Origin of the sequence: Microcoleus sp. EPA2, from assembly GCA_020882975.1 — a bacterium.
Classification (GTDB): Bacteria; Cyanobacteriota; Cyanobacteriia; order Cyanobacteriales; family Microcoleaceae; genus Microcoleus.
In genome coordinates this window covers 301146-322445 of sequence record JAHRFD010000003.1, presented here as the reverse complement: position 1 = coordinate 322445, position 21300 = coordinate 301146, and the positions used below count along the sequence as shown (strand labels likewise).

Here is a 21300-nt window from a genome sequence, read left to right as displayed (position 1 = left end):
TAGTAATATAACTAAAAATTAATAGAGATGATGAATCACTCTCAGCAGATGGCATCTAGTAACGTTGAAATTGTATTGCTCGAAAAGGAATTTTGAAAAACATGAAGGCTATTTCACTTAAGATTTTTATTTCAGTATGCCTCCTGATTGTACTGCACGTCGCTCCTGACGGCCCTCAAAGTGGTCGATTTACAGACACAGTTAGGGCGCTAGTTGACTTCGGAACATTCGCGTTACCTAAAGATGTACCTCATCACGTCGATGTAGTTCAAATCAAGGGGCAACTTTACTCCGTGATTGCCCCAGGACTGCCAATTATTTTGGCTCCTCTTTACTGGGTTTACCGCAACCTAGCATCAATCATTGGTTTACCGATGAATGATGTTTTTTGGGGTGGTTTCAATGGAATTAGCCTCATTTTTTACATAATTTGGAATCCAGAATTAACCAACCTGGATTAGAAACACAGATTTATTTTCAATTAACCAAAAGGTGCTATAATCAATCCATGCCACAGGTAGAATAAGCTAAGCGTAAAATCAGACTAGGAGTAACTTATGGTTAATGTTGCTTATCACACTGCCAGAACTCAAGGAAAGATGATGCGTTCCCTCTACAAAGCAGTAATTCCCCAGATTGTTAAACTACCAATTTCCCAAACTCAAAAAATTCCCATAAGCGTCTATTCTCTCTCATGCGAGCGCGATCTACCAGAACAGGTAGCAAGTCTGCGATCCTTCATCCGCCATGCTGGCATTCCAGAGCGTTTTACTATCATTTCTGATGGTAGCTATACCGAAAACAGTTGCCAGCTACTCGAAGGAATTCATCCCTGTGTTGAGGTATTACCACTAGAACAACTGAAGCGAACCGATCTGCCTCAATCTGTCTATGATTATGCATCTCAGCATTCAATGGGCAGAAAACTATTGGCATTAATGTCAATTCCGATTAATCAGACAACGATTTATACTGACTCAGATATTCTATTTTTTCCGGGAGTAAGTGATTTAGTTGAATTAGCCAGATCGGACAATACATCTTCTCTATATCTACCGGATTGTGCTACCAAAATGGACGATCGGGTAATTTATGATGAGCGGGAAAAATTAAATCCAGTCAACGGTGGATTTATTGTATTCAAAAAACCGCTAGATTGGAGCTTTGCCGTTGAGCGATTGTCAAAAATCACAGAACTTAATCATTATTTTACCGAGCAAACTTTGGTGCATTTGACAATACACCATAACCAGGCAAAGCCTCTCTGCTCGAAACGATATGTTCTAAGTGTTGAAGACCAGTTTATTTATCCAGACAAGTACGCTGGTAAAGAAATTGCACTTAGGCATTACGTTAATGATGTCAGACATAAATTTTGGTTTAACGCCCTGTCTTAAGTGTTTAAAGCATTTCAAAATTAGTATGATTGAAAACAACTTGATTCCTAAAGAAAAAACTATCCATTACTGTTTGTCTGGCGTAGGATGTGGTGGAGGAGTAGACACCTATGTCAAGTCTTTGTTGCAGGCTCAAGCTCCCAACGTCAGCCCGCAGGTAATTACCTGGCTCAAAAATATCGATCAGAGCCAGTTCAAGTTACTTAATGTTCAAGAGCAACAGTTGGTATGGGATATTACGGGAGAATGTCCCGTTGTCTATACACTTCACAATCACTCTCCCTACTGCCCTAGTGGTAGCAAGTATTTCTCAGTGAAGGGGACTGCGTGCGATCGCGCTATGTCTACTCTCGGATGCACTTGGGGGCATCTAGTAGATGGCTGTGGTAGTAGACGACCTGAGAAGATTATCCAAAATTTTCAAAAGTCTCATCGGGAATTAGAGAAACTTAAAAAACTGAGAATTCCTGTTATTGCCAATAGTAGTTATGTTCGCGGACAGCTTATTAGAAATGGTTTGCCTCCTGAACAAACCGTAACATTGTACTGCGCTATTCCCATTCCTAAAACGAGTAGTGAACCATTAACATTGGAAACACACCAAAATTCTAGACTTCTGTTTGCAGGGCGTATTGTTCCAGAGAAAGGTCTTGGCTGGCTACTCAAAGCTTTAACACAAGTTGACCGACGAGTTCATCTTGATGTTGCAGGCAAGGGTTGGAATCGACTGGAAATGGAACGGTTAGCGAAGAAACTGGGAATGAGCGATCGCATTACCTGGCATGGCTGGTGCGATAGTGAGAAAATGGATGCACTTTACCGACAGTGTTATGCTCTGGTTTTTCCTAGTCTTTGGCACGAACCTGCTGGTCTTGTCACGCTTGAAGCTTACGCTCGCCATCGACCTGTAATTGCTAGTTCATTAGGAGGGATTCCAGAATACATCCGCGATCGCAAAACAGGTATCCTTGTCCCTGCCAATGATATCAAAAAGTTGGCTGATGCTATCAATGAATTGACTGAAGATTATCAAAAAGCTCGAAGCTTGGGGGAAGAGGGATATGCCTTGTTGCTGGAGAAATTTACGATTGATACCCAGGTCAAGCAACTTCAAATTATCTATGAAAAAACTATTGATGACTTTCACTATTCGAGAAAAAATACCTAAGCAGTAAATCCGTAAACATATTTTTTCTATGATTGAATAAATTAGAGCATATCAAAAAAGATTTCTAAGATCTTAATTCATCCCACACATTCCTTATATTATGAGTGAACAACATCCCTATCGTCCTACAATTCCACCAGTTCCAGATAGCGTGCCACGTCCACTGTGGTCAGTCATGATTCCTACTTACAACTGTGCAGAATACCTGCGCCAGACACTAGCTAGCGTACTAGCACAAGATCCCGGTCCTGATGTTATGCAGATAGCTGTTGTTGATGACCACTCGACCCTAGATGATCCGGCAGCAGTTGTCGAAGAACTAGGCCGGGGTCGCGTTGAATTCTATCGACAACCACATAATGTAGGTCTTGTGAAAAATTTCCAAACTACCTTAGAACTGTCTAGAGGGAAGTTGATTCATCAGTTGCATGGTGATGATTTAGTGCGAGATGGCTTTTATCAAAAGATGCAAAGAGTCTTCATTGATAATCCAGAAATTGGTGCGGCATTTTGTCGCCACATCGTCATGGATGAACATAGTCATTGGCAACATATATCCGTACTAGAACACGAAAAAAGTGGGGTATTACCAAATAGTTGGTTGGACTTGATCGCGGGCTTTCAACGTATCCAAACACCGTCAATCGTAGTACGGCGCGAAGTATACGAAAAGCTAGGAGGATTTGACCACCGTTTAACCATGAGTGAAGACTGGGAAATGTGGGTAAGAATTGCGGCTAACTACCCAATAGGGTATGAAGTTGAACCTTTGGCAATTTATCGAAAACGTTCAAACTCTATATCTAACATTAATAACAAAAATGGTAAGCATTTCGAGCAAATAAGTAAGGCTGTGAATATTTTTCTAGCTTACCTACCCAAGGAAAAGGCTGATAAACTCTATAAACAAACAATGCAAAATTGTGCATTTCATGCCCTTGAAATAGCTGACGAAATGTTGGCTGAAGGTGATATGCATAGCACAATTAATCTGATTCGAGAAGCACTCAAGTGCAGCCGCTCATTCAGAGTCGTAAGATCTGCGGGTCGCATTATTTTATTGAACGGCACAGTATGGCTGTGGCAGAGGGGACGAACAGCAGTAGACTCTCAAAGCTCTAAAAGTAAAGAGACTACAGGTGCTTTAACAAACTCTAATTCTTGTAAAGAATAAACCGTAATTTACTGAATTAGTATCTACTTAGGAAAAATTAAAATGACTAAAAATCCTCAAATTCTTTCCATCATCGAAAGCCACATGGGTCATGGTACTTATGGTAATTTAATGAGAGAATACTTCAGCAAAACATCCTCCTGCCAGGTGGATTTTCAATGGTATAATGACGAGCGAGAACTGCCAACAAAAATATTAAATAGGTTGCTTAGTTTCAAGTTTCCCAATGAATGGATTCAGAAGCAAAACTTAGACTTTAATCGTTTTCGTATTATGACAGGCTTTGCTTACATGGCTAGGCGTCTAATAGCTCGGAAGTTAAGTCAAGGAGATTACTCGGCGCTCCACTTACATACTCAGGTTATGGCTTTGCTATCAGTAGATTTTATGAAAAAGCTGCCTACTGTCGTCAGCATAGACTTGACTGCCGTTCAGGCATCTCAAGAGAAAACTAACCCTAGTTTTAGATGGACTTATACTCCTAATGTGCTTCAAGAAAAAAGAGTTTATGAAGCAGCAACCCGCATCATAACTACATCAGAATTTGTGAGAAAATCTGTAATTGAAGATTATAACATTGATAGTGAAAAAGTAACCGCTATTCCTTTTAGCGTAAAACTTGAGGCATTTAGCTCAATTGATAGATCGAAGAGATCTCCAAAGACACGTTACAACATCCTTTTTGTAGGAGGTGATTTCAAACGAAAAGGAGGAGAAGATGTTTTAGAAGTTTTCCTGACAGCATTTTCAGAATTAGCGGAACTTCACTTAGTAACTTATACGTCTATTGAATGTCAGCATCCTCATGTTTACATCCATAATAATATTAAGGCATACAGCCCCGAAGTCTTAAATCTCTACTCTCAAGCAGATGTATTTGTGATGCCTACCTACGCGGACGCATTTGCTACAGTTTTTCTGGAAGCGATGGCAGCAGGTTTGCCAGTGATTGCCAGTCAACTCCCGCAAATTTATGAAGTTGTCAGTGATGGAGAGACTGGTTTTTTAGTTCCGTCAGGCGATCGCCATGCCTTAGCTAGTAAAATCCGATATCTGATCGAAAATCCGACTTTAGGTCGCGAGATGGGTGCGAAAGGTAGGAAAGTAGCTGAACAGAAGTTTAATGCTCAAACGAACTTTCAAACATTAGAGTCCATTTTTAAGGAAATATCAATTTCACAATAGTTCTCTAATGATTATACTGGTTCTCAGTCCAAATTATGTCTATAAATAAATCAGGAAATCCCTCAATTTAAAGGAACTGATGAAAATTATACTTACCATTCACCACGAACTCGATCGCAATGCAGGTGCTCCGGGAGTAACATGGAAATTAGGTCAGGAATACCAAAAGCTGGGGCATGAAGTACATTACTACACATTTGATAACCTTCCAGACAAGTTATCAGGGCTGGTAGGGTCAATCGTGTTTCCTTGGTTTGTCGCTGGCCACATCTGGGATCTTATAAATAAGCAAGCTGTCGATGTGGTGGATGCTTCGACTGGAGATGCTTGGATATGGGCGAAAATGTGCGGAATATCTAGAAAAAACTCTCCTCTTTTAGTAACGCGCAGTCACGGTCTTGAGCATACTATGCACTTGGAATATTTAGAGGAGGCTCGTCGGGGAAACTTGCATTTGAGTTGGAAGTATCCTCTGTATCATGGAGGGTTTCGCCTCTGGGAAGTCGCAACTTCCATTCGCTATGCTGACCTAGTTTTGCTGCTGAATCACCCGGATGCAGAGTATGTTGTTGACAAATTTGGTGTCAATTCGGAACAAACGGAGATTGTTCCGAATGGGATTCCAGAGGAATTTTTGAATCTACCTTTTGAGCCGATGTCAATGGCAGAGGATTCAGCTATTTGCATTGCTCAAGTAGGTAACTATATCGCTCGAAAGGGGATTGAGTATGGTGCAGTTGCATTGAATGCAATTCTCGCTCGCTATGCTGATGTGAAGGTGAGTTTTTTGGGAACTGGCTGTTCGGAAGCAGAAGTTCATGCAGATTTTGAGCCTGCTGTGCGCGATCGCGTCCGAGTTGTGCCACGCTATCAACATGAAGCTCTACCAGAACTTTTGCGCGGACATCACATCAAGCTATTTCCTACTTTCTCAGAAGGGTTTGGTTTGGCACTGATTGAAGCTATGGCTTGCGGTTTGGCACCTGTAACGACAACAACATCTGGACCAATGGAGATTGTCAGTGATGGACATGATGGCATTTTTATCCCGTCTCGCGACAGTCACGCGATCGAGCAAGCTTTGGAACGGTTAATTACAGACCGCCCATACCTGGAAAATTTGCGCCGCAATGCTTATGCTACGGCACAAAAGTATAGTTGGGAGAAGATTGCTCGTGATACTTTGACTTTGTACGAAGCAGCTTTGTCTCAGAAAAGAGGTGCTAAATGAAGCTTTGTAAAGTAATAGATACAACTGGTGCTTGAATCAACTCTGATGGTGGTAAATAATAAGAAAGTCAAGACTATTCATTCTCGCGTAAAAATTGAAGAATTTGGCTCAATTGAGCGCTCAAATAAAGTTCCAAAGACAGGTTACAACATCCTTTTTATAGGAGGTGATTTCAAACGAAAAGGAGGAGAAGATGTCTTGGACGTTTTCCTGACAACGTTTTCAGAAATAGCGGAACTTCACTTAGTAACTTATGCACCTAATAATTCTGTAATAATTCTACTGGTTCTCAGTCCAAATTATGTCTATAAATAAATCAGGAAATCCCTCGATTTAAAGGAAATGATGAAACTTCTACTTACTATTCACCACGAACTAGATCGCATTTTTATCCCGCCCCCCGACAGTCAGGCGATCGACCAAGCTTTGGAACGTTTAATTACCCATCGTTCTTACTTGGAAAAATTGCGCCGTAATGCCTATGCTACGGCAAAAAAGTATAGTTGGCAGCGGATTGCTCGCGATAATCTGACTTTGTACGAAGCAGATTTGTCTCATAAAAGAGGTACTAAATGAAGCTTTGTATTGTTACTCATAAAGTGGCGATCGGTGATGGTCAAGGTAGGGTCAACTATGAAGTTGCCTGGGAAGCGATTCGGCGCGGCCATCATGTTACCTTGTTAGCCAGTAGTGTAGATTTGGCACTGCAACAAAATAGTCAAGTCAATTGGATTCCGATTCCAGTTAAAGGGTATCCATTGCAACTTGTTCGCGAAATGGCTTTCTCTACTCAAAGTGCTTGGTGGTTAAATAAACACCAAAAAGAATTCGACCTAATCAAACTCAATGGTGCTATTACTTCAGCTAGGGCAGATGTGAATGCAGTGCATTTTGTACACAGTTCCTGGTTGCGATCGCCCTTCAATCTCTCAACACAAAATCTGAGCTTGCGTGGCACTTATCAGCGGTTTTACACGGCTTTAAATGCTAATTGGGAGCACAAAGCCTTCGATCGCGCAAAAGTCGTAGTAGCCGTTTCTGAGAAAGTAGCCCAAGAATTAATTGCGATCGGTGTTCCACGCGATCGCATTCGGACGATCTTAAATGGCATTGATCTACAAGAATTTGCTCCCGGTATGGTCGATCGGCAAAAATGGGGTTTACCAGAGGAAGTGCCTCTGGCGCTATTTGCTGGCGATATCCGCACACCTCGGAAAAACTTGGATACAGTCCTCCATTCCTTAGTGCAAGTTCCCCAATTGCACCTCGCAGTTGTGGGTGGAACCGCAGGTAGTCCCTATCCTGAGTTAGCGCGATCGCTAAACTTAGAAAATCGGGTGCATTTTCTGGGATTTCGGCAAGATGTCCCCGAGTTGATGAAAGCAGCAGATTTTCTAGTTTTTCCGTCTCGTTATGAGCCTTTTGGTTTAGTGGTACTGGAAGCGATGGCGACAGGAATACCCGTGATTACGGCTGCTACAACGGGGGCGGCGGAGTTGGTGACACCTGATTGTGGGGTAGTTTTGCCAGACTCAGAAGATACACAGGCTTTAGCTGAAGCGTTGAATCAATTAGTTAAATGCGATCGGCAACAAAGACAACAAATGGGTCAAGTAGCCAGAGCCATAGCCGAACATCATAGTTGGGCTAATATGGCAAGTAATTATGTGAATTTATTTGAGGAACTAAAACCGTGCTAAAGATTTCTATTGTCATTCCCAGTTACTGTCGCCCGAAAGATTTAGCACGCTGCTTAGACGCACTCAAACAGCAAAAACGTCCTGCTGATGAAGTCTTAGTAGTAGTTCGAGATACGGATACTGAAACTCAGGCATTTATCCAAACATTTAACCCTGAATTTTTGCCACTGCGAACTGCCACAGTGAAAGTATCTGGTGTTGTAGCCGCCATGAATGTAGGGATGGATGCCGCTTGTGGGGATATCATCGCTTTTACTGATGATGATGCCGCACCTCACACCGATTGGCTGGAACGCATGGAGGCTCACTTTTTATCAGATAGCAATATTGGTGGTGTTGGGGGGCGGGATTGGGTGTATCACGGCACTAAGTTAGAAGAGGGGGAACGCGAAATAGTAGGACAAGTCCAGTGGTTTGGCAGAGTGATCGGCGGACATCATTTAGGAGTGGGAGAAGCCCGCGAGGTAGATGTGATTAAGGGTGTAAACATGAGTTTTCGCAGGAGTGCGATCGCTCAAATGCACTTCGATCCCCGGATGCGAGGTACTGGCGCGCAAGTACACTTTGAACTAGCATTTAGTCTCGCCTTGAAACGGGCAGGCTGGAAGCTAATCTATGACCCCAAAGTAGCAGTCGATCACTTTCCTGCACAACGTTTTGACGAAGATCAACGCAATAAATTCAATGACATTGCCTTGCTCAATGCCGTACACAATGAAACTTTAGTTTTGTTAGAAAATCTACCATCGACTCGACGTACTGCATTTGTATTTTGGGCAACATTGGTGGGAACACGAGATGCCCCTGGTTTATTACAATGGTTACGATTCCTACCTAAAGAAGGAAGCTTAGCGGGACAGAAATTAGTAGCATCTCTACGTGGACGTTCGCAAGCTTGGGAGACCTGGCAACAGTCAAAATAAAAATGTCAAGTGTTAGGTGCTAGGGAATAAAATTATTCCTACCTAAAACCTAGTTAAACCTTCCTAAAAGCTAAAATTTAAAACTTAATATCTAGTTAAATATTTACCCAACCTAAACAAGTAATGAGTCAAATACAGGGAATTCCGAATAACTCTCGCAAACAGGGCTTCTCTCTGACACTGGAACCGCAGGCAGCTTGGATGGCAATCATGGGATTATTACTGATTACTGCCCTATGCCTTGCAGCAGGTCTTGGCAAGGTTCTAAACCTCATCTTTCCGGCGGGTTCTTTTGCCGTCGGCCTGTTCCTATATTTGCGGTATCCCATCCTCTATGTAGGTTTCACTTGGTGGGTGTTTTTCCTCACACCTTTTATTCGCCGTGTGTCGGATTTTCGGAGCGGTTTTACCGACCCCAGTCCCATTTTGTTAGCCCCTCTACTGGTGACAATGATCACCATTTTAACTTTCTACCGTAACCTTCCCAAAGCACATAAACAAGGTGGCTTACCTTTTGTTATATCTGCTATAGGTGTGTTCTATGGTTTTCTAATTGGTCTGATTAATGGCTTACCTGTTCCGGCGATCATCTCTCTTATGAGCTGGGTAAGCCCCATTTTGTTTGGTTTCCACTTATTGGTAAACTGGCGAGATTACCCCAGTTATCGCGAAAACATTCAGCGCACTTTTCTCTGGGGTGTGTTGGTGACAGCATCCTATGGCGTCTATCAATACTTAGTTGCACCTGAGTGGGATCGTTTCTGGCTGATACAGACCAAACTATATACCAGTATGGGAAAACCAGAACCCCTTGGACTTCGAGTGTGGAGTACAATGAATTCACCCTTACATTTTGCAACGGTTATGATACCAGGCACTATATTGTTATTCATCAATAAAACGGTTTTACGTTTTCCTGGTTTAGCGATTGGCATCTTGTCTCTCCTACTAACATTGGTACGTACAGCTTGGGGAGGATGGATGGTATCTTTAGTTGCCCTACTTGGTTTTATAAAAGGAGTTGTGCAGATCCGTTTAATTTCTTTGCTGATAGTCATAGCAATATTGGTCGTTCCTTTGTCTACAATAGAGCCATTTTCGCAAGTCATTCAATCTCGTGTAACAAGTTTAACTAACGTTAAGGACGATCAGAGTGCGAAGGATAGGGCAGGACTATATAGTATTATGATAGATGACGCATTAAATGAATACATAGGTAAAGGAAATGGAACTCTCACCCCTATTGATAGCGGATTGATAGAGATGATTCTCACATTAGGCTGGTTGGGAAGCATCCCCTACATCTCTGGAATGTTTTTGCTATTCTATAGCCTGTTTCAAGGCTCTAAGTCATCGACAGCGGACTCTTTTGCTAGTGCTACCCGCGCTATTGCTCTTGGGTTCCTGCCGATGCTAGCTGGTTCAAATGTGATAGTTGGTATCGCTGGCATGGTTTTTTGGGGATTTCTGGGTCTAGGGATGGCAGCTAATAAGTATCACTCACATCACATATTGTCAGAGTGAAAGGAAATTAAGACTGTTGATTTAATAATAAGCCAGTAAACTTCTCAGAACGATTTACCCATACAGGGTTAACAAAACACACTGTTCAATTCAACAAAAATATCTAATTATGTTATTTTTATCCAAAATATTCCCTAGTAGCAAAGCACCTCTCAAGCAATGCAATATACTACTAATGACGGCGACAATTACCCCACGGTCTGGAGTTCCTAATCTAGCAAGAACAGATCCCAAAATTCGCCTGCAAGATTATGAGAAGTCGTTGAAATTTTATCTGCCATTGCTGAATCTGGGTGTTGACTCAATTGTATTTGCAGAAAACTCAAATTCTGATGTTTCAAGTTTACGAAACATTACCGCTGAGTTTGGTTTTACAGATCGGGTTGAGTTTGTGGTATTTGACGGATTAGATTATCCTCCTAGCTACGATCGTGGCTACGGCGAATTCAAACTCGTCGATTACACGATGAATCATTCAGAGTTCATTAATAATGGTCAGAATGAACAGGGGGAGATAATCGTCTGGAAAGTGACAGGTCGTTATATGGTGAGCAATTTAGCTCGCTTAATTGCTCGTAAGCCTTTAAACTTTGATCTATACTGCAATTTCCGAAATTTTCCGAAGCATTGGACTGATATGTACTTGCTGGCTTGGACACTCAGGGGCTATCAAGCTTGTCTCAATAACGTCTATCACAAACTTAAAACTAATGTGCCGGAAGTACCTCAAGGCGTAGCGGCGGAAGAGCTTTTAAGAAATTTGCTCGATCGACCTCCAGAGAATATCAAGATTGTACGACGGTTTAATGTTACCCCAGAGATTTATGGCATCCGTGGGGCGGATAACCAAGGCTATTCCACTGACAATTTTTGGAAGTTTTATGTGCGGAATACAATCCGCCTATTATTTCCATGGATTTGGATATAGGATAAATAAGGTTAGTGGAACGTTGGCTATCTGAGTTGATACATAATCACCTTAGCTTTCCCATCTTCCTGCGAGGTTGGCGATCGTTCTCCATCGGCTTAAAATAATCCAGGGAGTTATTCAGTTTTTGGATGAATAACCGCTGTTTTTGCCATAATTTGTTTACTAGCAACAGGAATCGATTCTTCATAATCTCACTGAGCAATATACAGCTATAATCAGGATGTCTCAGTTATTGTAACTTTAATGTATATTTGCCAACAACCAAATGGAAAACTCTACCAGTAATCCTGCTGCTACAGCAGCAAACATTCTTTGTGTCGGCATCGGATGGTTTCCGAAAACACCGGGAGGTCTGGATCGATATGTATATGAGCTGACGCATCAACTAGCAGCCAGTCAAGATCGAGTTGAATTGTGTGGAGTTGGTCTACCAGAAAATCAGTTAAACTCAGGCCTAAAACTAACTAATTTAGCACAACCAGATATTCGACTATGGGAACGGCTTTGGTTGATTCGCTCCAATTTTATAAAGCGAAAATTTGCAACACCCGATGCGATTAATCTGCATTTTGCACTATATAGTTTTCCGCTTTTGCAGGTTTTACCTAGGGGGGTTCCTGTTACTTTTTCCTTTCACGGGCCTTGGGCTTTGGAAAGTAAACAGGAAGGTGCTGGTAAACTAAGCGTTTTTTTGAAGCATTGGGTTGAAGACAGAGTTTATCATCGGTGCGATCGCTTTATCGTCCTCAGCAAAGCATTTGGTGATATTTTACATCAAGAATATCAAGTTCCTTGGAGTAAAATTTACGTAATTCCTGGCGGTGTGGATCTGTCGAGATTTCAAATTGACCGATCGCGCCAAGAAGCCCGCACGCAGATCTACTGGCCCCAAAATCGCCCGATTTTATTTACAGCGCGTCGCTTAGTGCATCGAATGGGACTCGATAAGCTGTTGATGGCTGTAGCCGCCATTAAACCTCAAATTCCTGATATCTGGTTGGCGATCGCCGGAAAAGGGCCACTACAAGCAGATCTTCAGCAACAAGCAACAGATTTAGGACTCAATGACAACGTTAAATTTCTCGGCTTTTTGCCAGACGATCAATTGCCTATAGCTTACCAAGCAGCGGATCTAAGTGTGATGCCGAGCCAATCTTTAGAAGGATTTGGATTAGCAGTGCTAGAATCTCTCGCCTGTGGCACTCCAGCGCTATGTACTCCTGTCGGTGGAATGCCGGAAATTTTAGAGCCGTTTTCACCAAATTTGATTACTACGTCTATAGAAGCAACAGCGATTGCTGATAGATTAGAACAACTGTTACTTAAAAAAGTCCCGATGCCTTCTAGAGAAGCGTGTCATGAATATGCTTCTATGAATTTTGATTGGCAAACAATCGCGCAAAAAGTTAGAAAAGTGTTGTTATCATGAGGTTAAAAATAATTAGAATATATGGGAAAATTATTAGCAAAAAAAACTGATGATCTCAAATCCGGCTGCACCGGAATGATTTAACCACAGAGAGCGCAGAGGACACAGAGGAAGAGAATAGAGAGATGAGTAGTTTCGAGGTTAACGGATTTTGATATGAAAATACTATTTCTTGACCAGAGCGGAAAGCCCGGTGGTGCGGAACTTTGCCTAATAGATATTGCCAAACCCTATCGGGATAGCTGTCTAGTTGGCTTATTTGTAGATGGTGCTTTTAGGAAATTACTAGAGCAACAACAAATTCCTGTTGAGGTGTTAGCGACAGAAGCGATTAAAGTTCGTAAAGAAAGCAGCTTGATACAGAGTTTAAGTAGTGTAACTGCGCTACTGCCTTTGATTGCTAAAGTTGTTCAAAAAGCTCGTCAATACGATTTGATCTACGCCAACACTCAAAAAGCTCTAGTTGTTGGTGCATTAGCTAGCTTTTTCAGTCGTCGCCCTTTAGTCTATCATTTGCATGACATTTTATCTACAGACCATTTCAGTCGAACTAACTTAAAAGTAGCTGTAACTTTGGCGAATCGCTTTGCATCATTGGTGATTGCTAATTCCCAAGCCAGTCAGGCTGCTTTCTTAGCAGCAGGAGGGCGATCGGACATCATCGATATCGTCTACAATGGTTTTGAGCCTGAAGTCTATCAGATCGATCGCTCTCATGTTAGCCAACTCAAAACACAGCTAGAACTTGACGGGCAATTTATCGTAGGTCATTTCAGCCGATTGTCACCTTGGAAAGGTCAACATATTTTAATTGAAGCTCTTACCTATTGTCCAAAAGATGTCACAGCTATTTTAGTGGGTGATGCGCTCTTTGGTGAGCAGGATTATGTCCAGCAATTGCACAAACAAGTGGCAGAATTAGGACTGGAAGAGCGAGTTAAGTTTTTAGGATTTCGTTCAGATATTCCGCAGTTAATGGCAATTTGCGATTTAGTGGCACATACCTCGATCGCACCTGAACCTTTTGGCCGAGTGATTGTGGAGGCTATGCTGTGTGGTACACCGATAGTTGCTGCTCAATCTGGAGGTGCGATGGAATTAATAGAACCGGGGATCAATGGCTTTTTGGTTCCTCCCAGCAAGCCACAACTACTCTCAGAGGTTATTAATACCTGTCACAACCAACCTGAGTCTACGATCGCGATCGCCCAATCTGCCTACGAGATGGCTAGTCGGCGTTTTCACCAAACCAATATCGATCGGCAGATTGCGGATTTGCTGGGCAGAATTTATACCTGACTTGTCCCAATATCTAATGATTAAACCGCGAAGACGCAAAGAGCGCGAAGGAAGAACTGCATCTTCTTCTTTCTCTGACTTCGTGTCCTTAGCGCCTTCGCGGTTCATTTAATCTTACTATCTATTAGCGATCGCATAGTTTACGATCGCTGTTTTACGAATTTATAACCGCGACATTTTGCCTTGTTTCACTCGATCGCCTTGCCGCATCTGCCACTTTCAAAGCGTACAAACTACTTGCATTATTCACGTACAAAGGCGTACCGTTTAACAAGTATTCCAACACCATATCTGTATCCTTAGCAAACAAACCGCGCCGCGTTCCAACTTCTATTGTTTGTTTATTTTCGCCCTGAATTAATTGACCGGATTCGGGAGTAAAAACCAGCGTTCCCTCTTCCCCGTAAATTGTAAAAATGTTTTCCGACTGCGAAAAAGTTTCGCCTTTTCCATAAACAGCTTCCGCAAAAACTCCATTCGCAAAGCGTAACTGGGCGTTACACAAACAAGCTTTATAAAAATCTGGCGGAGTGTCCCAAAATTGAGTTTGACAGTTCACGCTTGTCACTTCCCCAAACAAATCGGTAAATCGATGTATTCGCGAAATTGCACCAATTAATGGGAACCCAAATAGCGAATGTTGATAAGTCCAACGCTTAGGTACCGAACGTTGAGCTGTAATAGTAACGTAGCGGGTGTAAAAAACTTTGCCAATTAAGGGCAAAGATGTTTTGATGGCTTGGTGTAAACCACCTAATAATTCTATGTGTTCGATGTGCAGGAGTTTTTGCTTTTGGGTGGCTAGCTCGATCGCCCTTTCTCCCTCAGATATATCTAAAGATAGAGGATATTCCACCACAACGTGCTTGTCGTTTTCCAAGGCCGCGATCGCGATCGCCCCGTGATCCCGATTCACCGTACACACAATCACCAAATCCAAATCGTTCCTTTCCACCAACTTGCGCCAAGAAACCGCCGCCTCCGCGCCGAAGGCTTCACAAAATGCTTCCGTCTTGTCGGGGGTGTGACCCGCCACTGTCACTAAGTCAACTCTTGCGTCAGTTTGCAACATCTCGGCTCTCAACTTAGCAGCAAAACCAGTGCCCACAATCCCCACCCTAATTGGAGCATGGACCGAAAAAGGCGATCGAGTATCAATATTAGTCATAGAATTTTAGATGTCACATTTTCAAAAATTGCTCAAAACAAGCGTCACAAAGCTTTATAGCTCGATCGCCCAAATCCTGAATTGGTGCAAAAATGCGATCGCGGGATTTTCGACCCAAATCTTGATGCCATTCAACTATACATTTCCTCCTCATGCCGAGAAACTACAGCAGGTATAAGTAATCAAGATGAAATTAGAAAAAATTATAACTAATCCCATTCAAATTTTTTGTAAATGAGTGTTGCAACCTCCCTTATTTCCCCTACTATCAGAGAGAGAACCAACCTAAGAGCAAACCTCAGAGCTAATAGAGCTTTGAAGTTTCCATTAGGAAAGCTTATATATCTTGTTGAATTTTTGAGAGGATTAGTGCATGGCAACTTACAAAGTTACCCTCGTCAGCGAAGCTGAAGGAATTAACCAAACCATTGAAGTTGACGAGGATACTTACATTCTCGACGCTGCCGAAGAAGCAGGACTAGACCTCCCGTACTCTTGTCGCGCTGGTGCTTGTTCCACCTGTGCCGGCAAAATCACCAAAGGGGAAGTCGATCAATCAGACCAATCTTTCTTGGATGATGACCAAATTGAGGCTGGATTTGTCCTCACCTGCGTCGCCTATCCTAAGTCTGATTGCACCATCGAAACTCACAAAGAAGAATCGCTGTACTAAAAACAGCCTCAGCCTTCGGCTGTCACTCCAAGCTATTAATCAATAGTTGTTTGAGCCGATGGCTAGACTGAAATCTGGTCAGTTAGGGACATGGCACTGCCATGTCCCTAAATATATGTTATACATCTGGGAAAAAGCTTTTTAAGAACAGGTTCGATACTTGTTCTACACTAATTATTGTTGATGCCTATGGATTCTCAGGTCGCCAAAATGTAATCCCATCATTCAGCGGGACAACTTGAGCGCCTGGAAAATAAAAGCTGAGAATGCGATCGCTACTCCAGCCCAAATTAGCCAAATTGTAAGAACCCGTTTGACTCATTCCCACCCCATGTCCGAAGCCACCTCCGACAAAAGCATAGCCATTGAGGGTTTTGTCTGGATTGTAAATCGGATCTAGGTAAAACAAAGTGCTGATGGGAGGGTAAAAAGCATTGCGAATCTCGTCTTTATCAATATCGATTGTCCCCAAGTCAGTTTCTACCTTCATTTTCAAAACTCGACCACCGGGAGACCTTTGCACCACCGCTACCTGACTAATAGTCTTAAAATTAGCCAAAGGATGCTGTTTTTTCTGAAGATACTGTTTGAGAAACCCAGCAATTGATGTTAAAGAAGCTTCTTCGCGCCAGCGAAAAGTATCTTGTTTTTCCTCATTAAACCCCTTATTCAAACTCATAAAGCGGCGAAAATTGTTTTCATCAGACAAACTCTGCTTCGACAAATCCCAAATATTCTGAGGTGCATCCACGATCGATCGCAAATAAGGGCGTTCCGAGCCGTGCCACACATCCCCAAAAAGCGCAGTAACGCCACCACTAGAAGCGGAATAAAGGGCATCAACCAACTCCTGACGATAAGTGAGAACCAAACCCCTAGTTTTGGCGATCGCCTTATCCGTTTGCGGAAAAACCTCCGTCAAACCCTTATACACTTGGCAGTTAACATCAGCACACAACTCGTAATTATCGATCGCAAAACGGCGCAAATTTCTCAGGGCATAAGTTCTCGCCAAAATAGCCTGTGCTTCCTGGGAAGCATAGGGCGAAAAAGCACCAATTTCGTGCGGCACTACTCCCCGTAAATAAGTTTCTGTCGGCACTTCATTGACCAAAGTATAAGTGCCATAAGCATTTTTCTGTAGGTGCAAACTCCCACCATAAAGGCGAGTTTGTTGAATAGCTTTTTCTTTTTCAGTAGCTGTGGCCTCTTGAGTAGTCTGTTCCAGAACCTCAATCACATTTTTACCCGCCGTCACATCTAACTCATTGCGGTTAAAACGAAAACCGTTTAACACCCAAAATGCCTGGGGGATTGTGGGCAAAACTTTGCTATCCAAAAAAGCAGTTTTATTCCCTTGCTCCTGCAAACTTTGCAATAATAAACGTCGCACTAAAGGAGAGTTGTAATTATCTCTTTTTGCCCAAACTTGCCACCGCAAAGGTTGAGCAATTTCGACTTCAATTCCTTTAGCTCGCCATTGATTAGCACTATCTTCTGCACTTTCAAAACTGCGGTGGGAACTCAGTACAACTCGTTCTTCTACTGCTGGTGTTTCCAGCGGTTTGGCGGCAATTTCTAGCTTGATGCTAGGAACCTTGGCGGTTTCTATGCCTTTAGGAGTTTTGTAACTTACAGTTAAACTATCACCAGGTATAGCTTTCAGGGTCAACTTATCGGTTGCTTTGGTGCCAAACCGTTGCACGACACCGATTTTGATTTCTCGATTTTGGGGACTTTGGCCCGTGGCGGGAGTGCTAGGGAGCGGCCACAGGCACAACGCTGCGATCGCAGCGCTAGAAATTGAGCTAAACCATTTGTAATTGGGAGTTTGAGGCGCTTGGACTGACACGGTTATCTGTCTCCAGATAGTGGAAATTTAGGAGTTTAGATTGTAGGTTAGCACACCTGCGATTAGGTACGAGGGATTTGTGCAATGGTTTGGGCGATCGACAGTTTAATATATGACAATAATGTCAAGAGGCAAATTATGGTTAACCAGTTTCCCCTCGCCGAAGTTCCCATTAATTCTGAGTCGGTTATCAATACCCTGGAAACAAAACCTCAAGAATTTGCTCTTTACCTTGACGAATCGGGAAGTCCAAAACCCAATCCAGATGACTCCTCTCCCTTCTTTGCAATGGGTGGCGTTTTAATTGAGAGGAGCAACGAAGGTAGGATTAAGAGTCTTCTAGTTGAATTCAAAAATCGCTGGAATATCAATCTAGAAATACCATTACACGGCAATGAGATCCGCTCTCGAAAAAAACGCTTTGCTTGGCTAGGTAAACTCTCGGATTCAGAGCAAGAGCGTTTTTTCGGAGACTTGACAAATACTATTATCAGTTGCCCAATCGTTGTTCACGCTTGTGTTGTTTCCCGCCAAGGCTACCTAAAACGTTACTTGGAAAAGTACGGTGAAAACACTTGGGAAATGATGAGGAGTGCCTTTTCAATTATAGTGGAACGTGCAGCCAAATATGCAGAACTCAAAAACGGTACACTGATGGTCTATTTTGAAGCCGCAGGTAAAAAAGAAGACGGACTACTTAAGCAATATTTTAATGAGCTGCGATCGCATGGCAACCCTTTCGATCCCAACCGCTCTAGTCAATACTCGCCATTATCTAACACGGATTTTTCGAGACTGCTGCGCGGTATAGATAGCAAAACAAAAAATAACCTAGTAATGCAACTAACTGATTTGTGCTTATATCCCGTTGCGCGCAGCCAAGACCAGCCTGATAATCGAGCTTTCTTATCTTTGAGGGAAAAAAGATTACTTGTAGATTGTTACCTAGAACCTAGTCAGATAGACCAATTAGGTATTAAATACTATTGTTTTGATCAAGCTTAAAAACAGCAAAACCGCCTATTCAGCGGTTATGATGCGGCAGTCGTAACGACTACCCCTAGGCTTTGCCTAATAGGATTATAACTTTAGAGCATTCAAACGTCAATACATTAAAAACCCGGTTTCTGGGCCCGATGCGTAAGTCCTATACATTTTACTTGCCAAGTCGAAGTCATTACGAGTATGATTTAATTAGCAGCAACAAAGAGGAGCCATGAGGATCGAAGAAATACCCCTCAACCAGATTCGCCGCCCCCTGCCGCGAGTCAACGACCCCACCAAAGTCAGCGCTCTGATGGAATCCATCCGAGAGGTAGGTTTAAACGAGCCCATCGACGTGCTAGAAGTAGATGGTCAATATTACGGCTTCTCCGGTTGTCACCGATACGAAGCTTGTCAACGCCTCGGTTTAGAAACAATCCGGTGTAAAGTCCGCCGCGCTCCCCGTTCTGTGTTGCAGATGCACCTAGCGTGAGCTCAGGAAACATCGCACTCTAAATTTTTTAAGTCAAAAATCACCAGGTACAAAAGCTATGAGTCCTAACAACCACAAACAACATCTTTATCCAACTCGTATCGATATGCCAGCAGAAACCCGCTCTCAAATAGTTGGGCTGCTCAACGCCACCCTCGCAACGACTCTCGACTTAAAAACCCAAGTCAAGCAAGCTCACTGGAACGTCAAAGGTATGGACTTTTATCAGTTGCATTTGCTATTTGATGAAATGGCAACAGAACTCGAAGATTATGTTGATACGGTGGCGGAACGGGTGACGGCTTTGGGGGGTTTGGCTGTAGGAACAGCCCGTACAGCGGCGGCTGATTCGATTTTGCCAGAATTTCCTTTTGATATTTTAGATGGCAAAGAGTACGTGACTGCTTTGGCCGATCGCTACGCACCTTATGCTAAACATCTGCGAGTAGCCATCGATAAAACAGGGGAACTCGGCGATGCCGATACCGCTGACTTATATACTGAAATTTCGCGGACCATTGACAAGCGCTTGTGGTTTTTAGAAGCACACTTGCAAGCTGCTGCGACAACTACAGCCTCGGCTACCCCAGAAAAAGTAGCTTTGTAATCGCTACTGATTAACTATTTTGACCACAACGGTGGAGCGGGTTCTCTGACCCGCTCTCAAAATTGAGTTGTGGCACTTGACCGATTACTATAGCAGTCCTTGCAGGAGTCGTAAAGTTTTTTACCCCACCCCTACCCCAGGGCTGTTTCATTCTCTTGTAGGGGCGGTGCCTGTGAGTGCCCGCCCCAATCTCACCAAACACATACAAAATCGTGGACGAAGAGGGTAGGCAAAGAAAGGCACTACCCCTACAAAATCATCGTTTTCCTGAGAATGAAACAGCCCTGACCCCAACCCGGACCTTATGAAGGGGAGGGAGTAAGAAATTCACAAATGATTTAGGATTGCTATATAAAGAATATATTAAGTTATTAATTGGGATGGCTTTTTTGTGGTAAGCAAGATTCCAGATTACGCTCCTCAACTACAATGTCTGATGCAGCAAGCAGGGCTAGAGAGCTCACGAGAACTCAGCCAAACAGCAGGAGTTGGTGAACTTCAGCTCAGCCGTTTGCGTCGGGGCTTAGCCTTGCAAATGTCAGCAGATATCCTGCTGAAAATCAGTCAAGCCTTGAAAATTTCCTTAAACGAACTGCTGGCAACTTTTGCCCCTGGTTCTGTAAAGTTAGAGCCACCAGCACCGACAGCCCTAGAACAAGAATATCAGCGGCTGCAAGCTACACTGGATCTTCAACGATCGTCTTTGATGGAAGAATTCCAGCTTTCTAGCTTGCAGATTTTAGAATCCTGGATGTTGCAGTGGCCGACAGCAGCGAGGAAAGCTCAGGAAAACCAGCAGTTACCAGCAGTCAAATTACTGCCTTTGGTACGGCCCGTCGAAAAATTGTTGCAAGAGTGGGGAGTAGAGTCGATCGCCCCTGTGGGAACTTCCATCCCTTATAATCCGCAACAGCATCAACTGCTGGGCGGAACCGCCCAGCCGGGAGAACAGGTGACAGTACGCTATACCGGATACAGACAAGGTGAAAAACTGCTATACCGTGCCAAGGTGATCCCAGTAGGAGCGATCGATTAAATGTCTAGGTTATGCTAGGTATTTGGATCGGAGTCCGTCTCGCAGCTATACTAACGTAGTCTGGCTAGAAATTCTGACATTCCCACCGCAAAATATGAGTCCTGTAGTTAAAATTATTCAACCCTCTGGTATTTTAGACGGCACCAAGGCTGGTCAATTCCGCCTAGAAATTAGCGACCTCGTGCAAGCGGGAGCCGATGTCGTATTAATAGACTTCCAAGACGTGACATTTATGGACAGTTCTGGTTTGGGCGCTTTAGTCTTGGCGCTCAAAACAGTCAGGGCCGCTGGGAGTCAGTTAGTCGTCTGTTCTATCAACGAGCAAATCCGCATCTTATTTGAACTCACCAGTATGGATCGAGTTTTTGAGATATTTCCCACCCGTGATGCTTTTAATAGCAAGATTGCGCTTTAAATAACTAGATCTTTTGGCTGCTAACTTCTGAGGTTTACTAAATCTCGGTCAATCTATGCAGGCAAACTAGAAGTGTTTAAAATTGGTGGTTTCATCTTCCCAACCGCTCGG

At 43.1% G+C, this 21300-nt stretch carries 22 protein-coding genes; 20 read left to right on the top strand and 2 right to left on the bottom strand.

The features are described 5' to 3' along the window. The first annotated feature begins 101 nt into the window (after nt 1-101). The 13 genes from AAFP14_RS05665 (at nt 102) to AAFP14_RS05605 (ending at nt 13961) form a co-directional block, all read left to right on the top strand. Nucleotides 102-461 (top strand): hypothetical protein, encoded by a 360-nt coding sequence (locus AAFP14_RS05665; protein ID WP_341731325.1) that lies wholly within the window; start codon nt 102-104, stop codon nt 459-461. A 96-nt stretch (nt 462-557) separates the two neighbouring features. After that, the gene (locus tag AAFP14_RS05660; protein ID WP_341731324.1) at nt 558-1397 is read left to right on the top strand and encodes a hypothetical protein; all 840 of its coding nucleotides are present in this window, start codon (nt 558-560) and stop codon (nt 1395-1397) included. A gap of 25 nt (nt 1398-1422) precedes the next feature. After that, on the top strand, nt 1423-2565 hold the full coding sequence (locus AAFP14_RS05655; RefSeq protein ID WP_341731323.1) for a glycosyltransferase family 4 protein: 1143 nt from the start codon (nt 1423-1425) through the stop codon (nt 2563-2565). Nucleotides 2566-2665: 100 nt separating this feature from the next. Next, on the top strand, nt 2666-3739 hold the full coding sequence (locus tag AAFP14_RS05650; RefSeq protein ID WP_341731322.1) for a glycosyltransferase family 2 protein: 1074 nt from the start codon (nt 2666-2668) through the stop codon (nt 3737-3739). 42 nt (nt 3740-3781) lie between these two features. Next, nucleotides 3782-4924 carry a glycosyltransferase family 4 protein gene (locus AAFP14_RS05645; protein ID WP_341731321.1) on the top strand — a complete coding sequence of 381 codons (1143 nt, stop codon included), beginning with the start codon at nt 3782-3784 and terminating at the stop codon, nt 4922-4924. A 79-nt stretch (nt 4925-5003) separates the two neighbouring features. Beyond that, nucleotides 5004-6155, top strand: coding sequence for a glycosyltransferase family 4 protein (locus tag AAFP14_RS05640; protein ID WP_341731320.1), 1152 nt, complete (start codon nt 5004-5006; stop codon nt 6153-6155). Between the two features lie 342 nt (nt 6156-6497). Next, nucleotides 6498-6731: a glycosyltransferase gene (locus tag AAFP14_RS05635; protein ID WP_341731319.1), complete on the top strand. Its 234-nt coding sequence runs from the start codon at nt 6498-6500 to the stop codon at nt 6729-6731. Further along, the gene (locus tag AAFP14_RS05630; RefSeq protein WP_341731318.1) at nt 6728-7855 is read left to right on the top strand and encodes a glycosyltransferase family 4 protein; all 1128 of its coding nucleotides are present in this window, start codon (nt 6728-6730) and stop codon (nt 7853-7855) included. Before AAFP14_RS05635 ends, AAFP14_RS05630 begins: the two co-directional genes overlap by 4 nt. Next, the gene (locus tag AAFP14_RS05625) at nt 7849-8778 is read left to right on the top strand and encodes a glycosyltransferase family 2 protein (protein WP_341731317.1); all 930 of its coding nucleotides are present in this window, start codon (nt 7849-7851) and stop codon (nt 8776-8778) included. The genes AAFP14_RS05630 and AAFP14_RS05625 overlap by 7 nt, the downstream gene beginning before the upstream one ends. 123 nt (nt 8779-8901) lie before the next feature. After that, entirely contained in the window at nt 8902-10302 is a 1401-nt protein-coding gene (locus AAFP14_RS05620) for an O-antigen ligase domain-containing protein (RefSeq protein ID WP_341731316.1), read from the top strand. Between the two features lie 175 nt (nt 10303-10477). After that, nucleotides 10478-11230 (top strand): hypothetical protein, encoded by a 753-nt coding sequence (locus tag AAFP14_RS05615; protein WP_341731315.1) that lies wholly within the window; start codon nt 10478-10480, stop codon nt 11228-11230. 268 nt (nt 11231-11498) lie between these two features. After that, a complete protein-coding gene (locus AAFP14_RS05610; RefSeq protein ID WP_341731314.1) occupies nt 11499-12662 on the top strand; it encodes a glycosyltransferase family 4 protein in 1164 nt (387 codons plus the stop codon). A gap of 156 nt (nt 12663-12818) precedes the next feature. After that, nucleotides 12819-13961 (top strand): glycosyltransferase, encoded by a 1143-nt coding sequence (locus AAFP14_RS05605; protein WP_341731313.1) that lies wholly within the window; start codon nt 12819-12821, stop codon nt 13959-13961. A 154-nt stretch (nt 13962-14115) separates the two neighbouring features. On the opposite strand, the gene AAFP14_RS05600 is transcribed toward AAFP14_RS05605, so the two are convergent. After that, on the bottom strand, nt 14116-15129 hold the full coding sequence (locus AAFP14_RS05600) for a Gfo/Idh/MocA family protein (RefSeq protein WP_341731312.1): 1014 nt from the start codon (nt 15127-15129) through the stop codon (nt 14116-14118). Between the two features lie 10 nt (nt 15130-15139). Here AAFP14_RS05600 and AAFP14_RS05595 point away from each other — a divergent pair, with 10 nt between their 5' ends. Together AAFP14_RS05595 and AAFP14_RS05590 are read left to right on the top strand one after the other, a co-directional pair. Beyond that, nucleotides 15140-15307 carry a hypothetical protein gene (locus AAFP14_RS05595; protein WP_341731311.1) on the top strand — a complete coding sequence of 56 codons (168 nt, stop codon included), beginning with the start codon at nt 15140-15142 and terminating at the stop codon, nt 15305-15307. Between the two features lie 195 nt (nt 15308-15502). Then, entirely contained in the window at nt 15503-15802 is a 300-nt protein-coding gene (locus AAFP14_RS05590) for a ferredoxin (RefSeq protein ID WP_341731310.1), read from the top strand. 187 nt (nt 15803-15989) lie between these two features. On the opposite strand, the gene AAFP14_RS05585 is transcribed toward AAFP14_RS05590, so the two are convergent. After that, the gene (locus AAFP14_RS05585) at nt 15990-17654 is read right to left on the bottom strand and encodes a SpoIID/LytB domain-containing protein (RefSeq protein WP_341731309.1); all 1665 of its coding nucleotides are present in this window, start codon (nt 17652-17654) and stop codon (nt 15990-15992) included. Nucleotides 17655-17792: 138 nt separating this feature from the next. Here AAFP14_RS05585 and AAFP14_RS05580 point away from each other — a divergent pair, with 138 nt between their 5' ends. From AAFP14_RS05580 to AAFP14_RS05560, 5 genes are all read left to right on the top strand, one after another. Next, nucleotides 17793-18659: a DUF3800 domain-containing protein gene (locus AAFP14_RS05580; protein ID WP_341731308.1), complete on the top strand. Its 867-nt coding sequence runs from the start codon at nt 17793-17795 to the stop codon at nt 18657-18659. Nucleotides 18660-18870: 211 nt separating this feature from the next. After that, on the top strand, nt 18871-19131 hold the full coding sequence (locus AAFP14_RS05575; protein ID WP_341731307.1) for a sulfiredoxin: 261 nt from the start codon (nt 18871-18873) through the stop codon (nt 19129-19131). A 58-nt stretch (nt 19132-19189) separates the two neighbouring features. Further along, nucleotides 19190-19738, top strand: coding sequence for a DNA starvation/stationary phase protection protein Dps (dps, locus tag AAFP14_RS05570; protein ID WP_340522591.1), 549 nt, complete (start codon nt 19190-19192; stop codon nt 19736-19738). 391 nt (nt 19739-20129) lie between these two features. Beyond that, nucleotides 20130-20774 (top strand): helix-turn-helix domain-containing protein, encoded by a 645-nt coding sequence (locus tag AAFP14_RS05565; RefSeq protein WP_341731306.1) that lies wholly within the window; start codon nt 20130-20132, stop codon nt 20772-20774. Nucleotides 20775-20868: 94 nt separating this feature from the next. Further along, nucleotides 20869-21189, top strand: a complete 321-nt coding sequence (locus tag AAFP14_RS05560; protein WP_341731305.1) for an STAS domain-containing protein — start codon at nt 20869-20871, stop codon at nt 21187-21189. Nucleotides 21190-21300 lie beyond the last annotated feature (111 nt).

Coding starts and splice junctions, on each gene's coding strand:
- AAFP14_RS05595 (WP_341731311.1), top strand. CDS start 15,140: ATGTCACATTTTCAAAAATTGCTCAAAACAAGCGTCACAAAGCTTTAT.
- AAFP14_RS05560 (WP_341731305.1), top strand. CDS start 20,869: ATGAGTCCTGTAGTTAAAATTATTCAACCCTCTGGTATTTTAGACGGC.
- AAFP14_RS05580 (WP_341731308.1), top strand. CDS start 17,793: ATGGTTAACCAGTTTCCCCTCGCCGAAGTTCCCATTAATTCTGAGTCG.
- AAFP14_RS05650 (WP_341731322.1), top strand. CDS start 2,666: ATGAGTGAACAACATCCCTATCGTCCTACAATTCCACCAGTTCCAGAT.
- AAFP14_RS05605 (WP_341731313.1), top strand. CDS start 12,819: ATGAAAATACTATTTCTTGACCAGAGCGGAAAGCCCGGTGGTGCGGAA.
- AAFP14_RS05660 (WP_341731324.1), top strand. CDS start 558: ATGGTTAATGTTGCTTATCACACTGCCAGAACTCAAGGAAAGATGATG.
- AAFP14_RS05620 (WP_341731316.1), top strand. CDS start 8,902: ATGAGTCAAATACAGGGAATTCCGAATAACTCTCGCAAACAGGGCTTC.
- AAFP14_RS05575 (WP_341731307.1), top strand. CDS start 18,871: ATGAGGATCGAAGAAATACCCCTCAACCAGATTCGCCGCCCCCTGCCG.
- AAFP14_RS05600 (WP_341731312.1), bottom strand. CDS start 15,129: ATGACTAATATTGATACTCGATCGCCTTTTTCGGTCCATGCTCCAATT.
- AAFP14_RS05610 (WP_341731314.1), top strand. CDS start 11,499: ATGGAAAACTCTACCAGTAATCCTGCTGCTACAGCAGCAAACATTCTT.
- AAFP14_RS05640 (WP_341731320.1), top strand. CDS start 5,004: ATGAAAATTATACTTACCATTCACCACGAACTCGATCGCAATGCAGGT.
- AAFP14_RS05615 (WP_341731315.1), top strand. CDS start 10,478: ATGACGGCGACAATTACCCCACGGTCTGGAGTTCCTAATCTAGCAAGA.
- AAFP14_RS05590 (WP_341731310.1), top strand. CDS start 15,503: ATGGCAACTTACAAAGTTACCCTCGTCAGCGAAGCTGAAGGAATTAAC.
- AAFP14_RS05645 (WP_341731321.1), top strand. CDS start 3,782: ATGACTAAAAATCCTCAAATTCTTTCCATCATCGAAAGCCACATGGGT.
- AAFP14_RS05635 (WP_341731319.1), top strand. CDS start 6,498: ATGATGAAACTTCTACTTACTATTCACCACGAACTAGATCGCATTTTT.
- AAFP14_RS05655 (WP_341731323.1), top strand. CDS start 1,423: ATGATTGAAAACAACTTGATTCCTAAAGAAAAAACTATCCATTACTGT.
- AAFP14_RS05665 (WP_341731325.1), top strand. CDS start 102: ATGAAGGCTATTTCACTTAAGATTTTTATTTCAGTATGCCTCCTGATT.
- dps (WP_340522591.1), top strand. CDS start 19,190: ATGAGTCCTAACAACCACAAACAACATCTTTATCCAACTCGTATCGAT.
- AAFP14_RS05630 (WP_341731318.1), top strand. CDS start 6,728: ATGAAGCTTTGTATTGTTACTCATAAAGTGGCGATCGGTGATGGTCAA.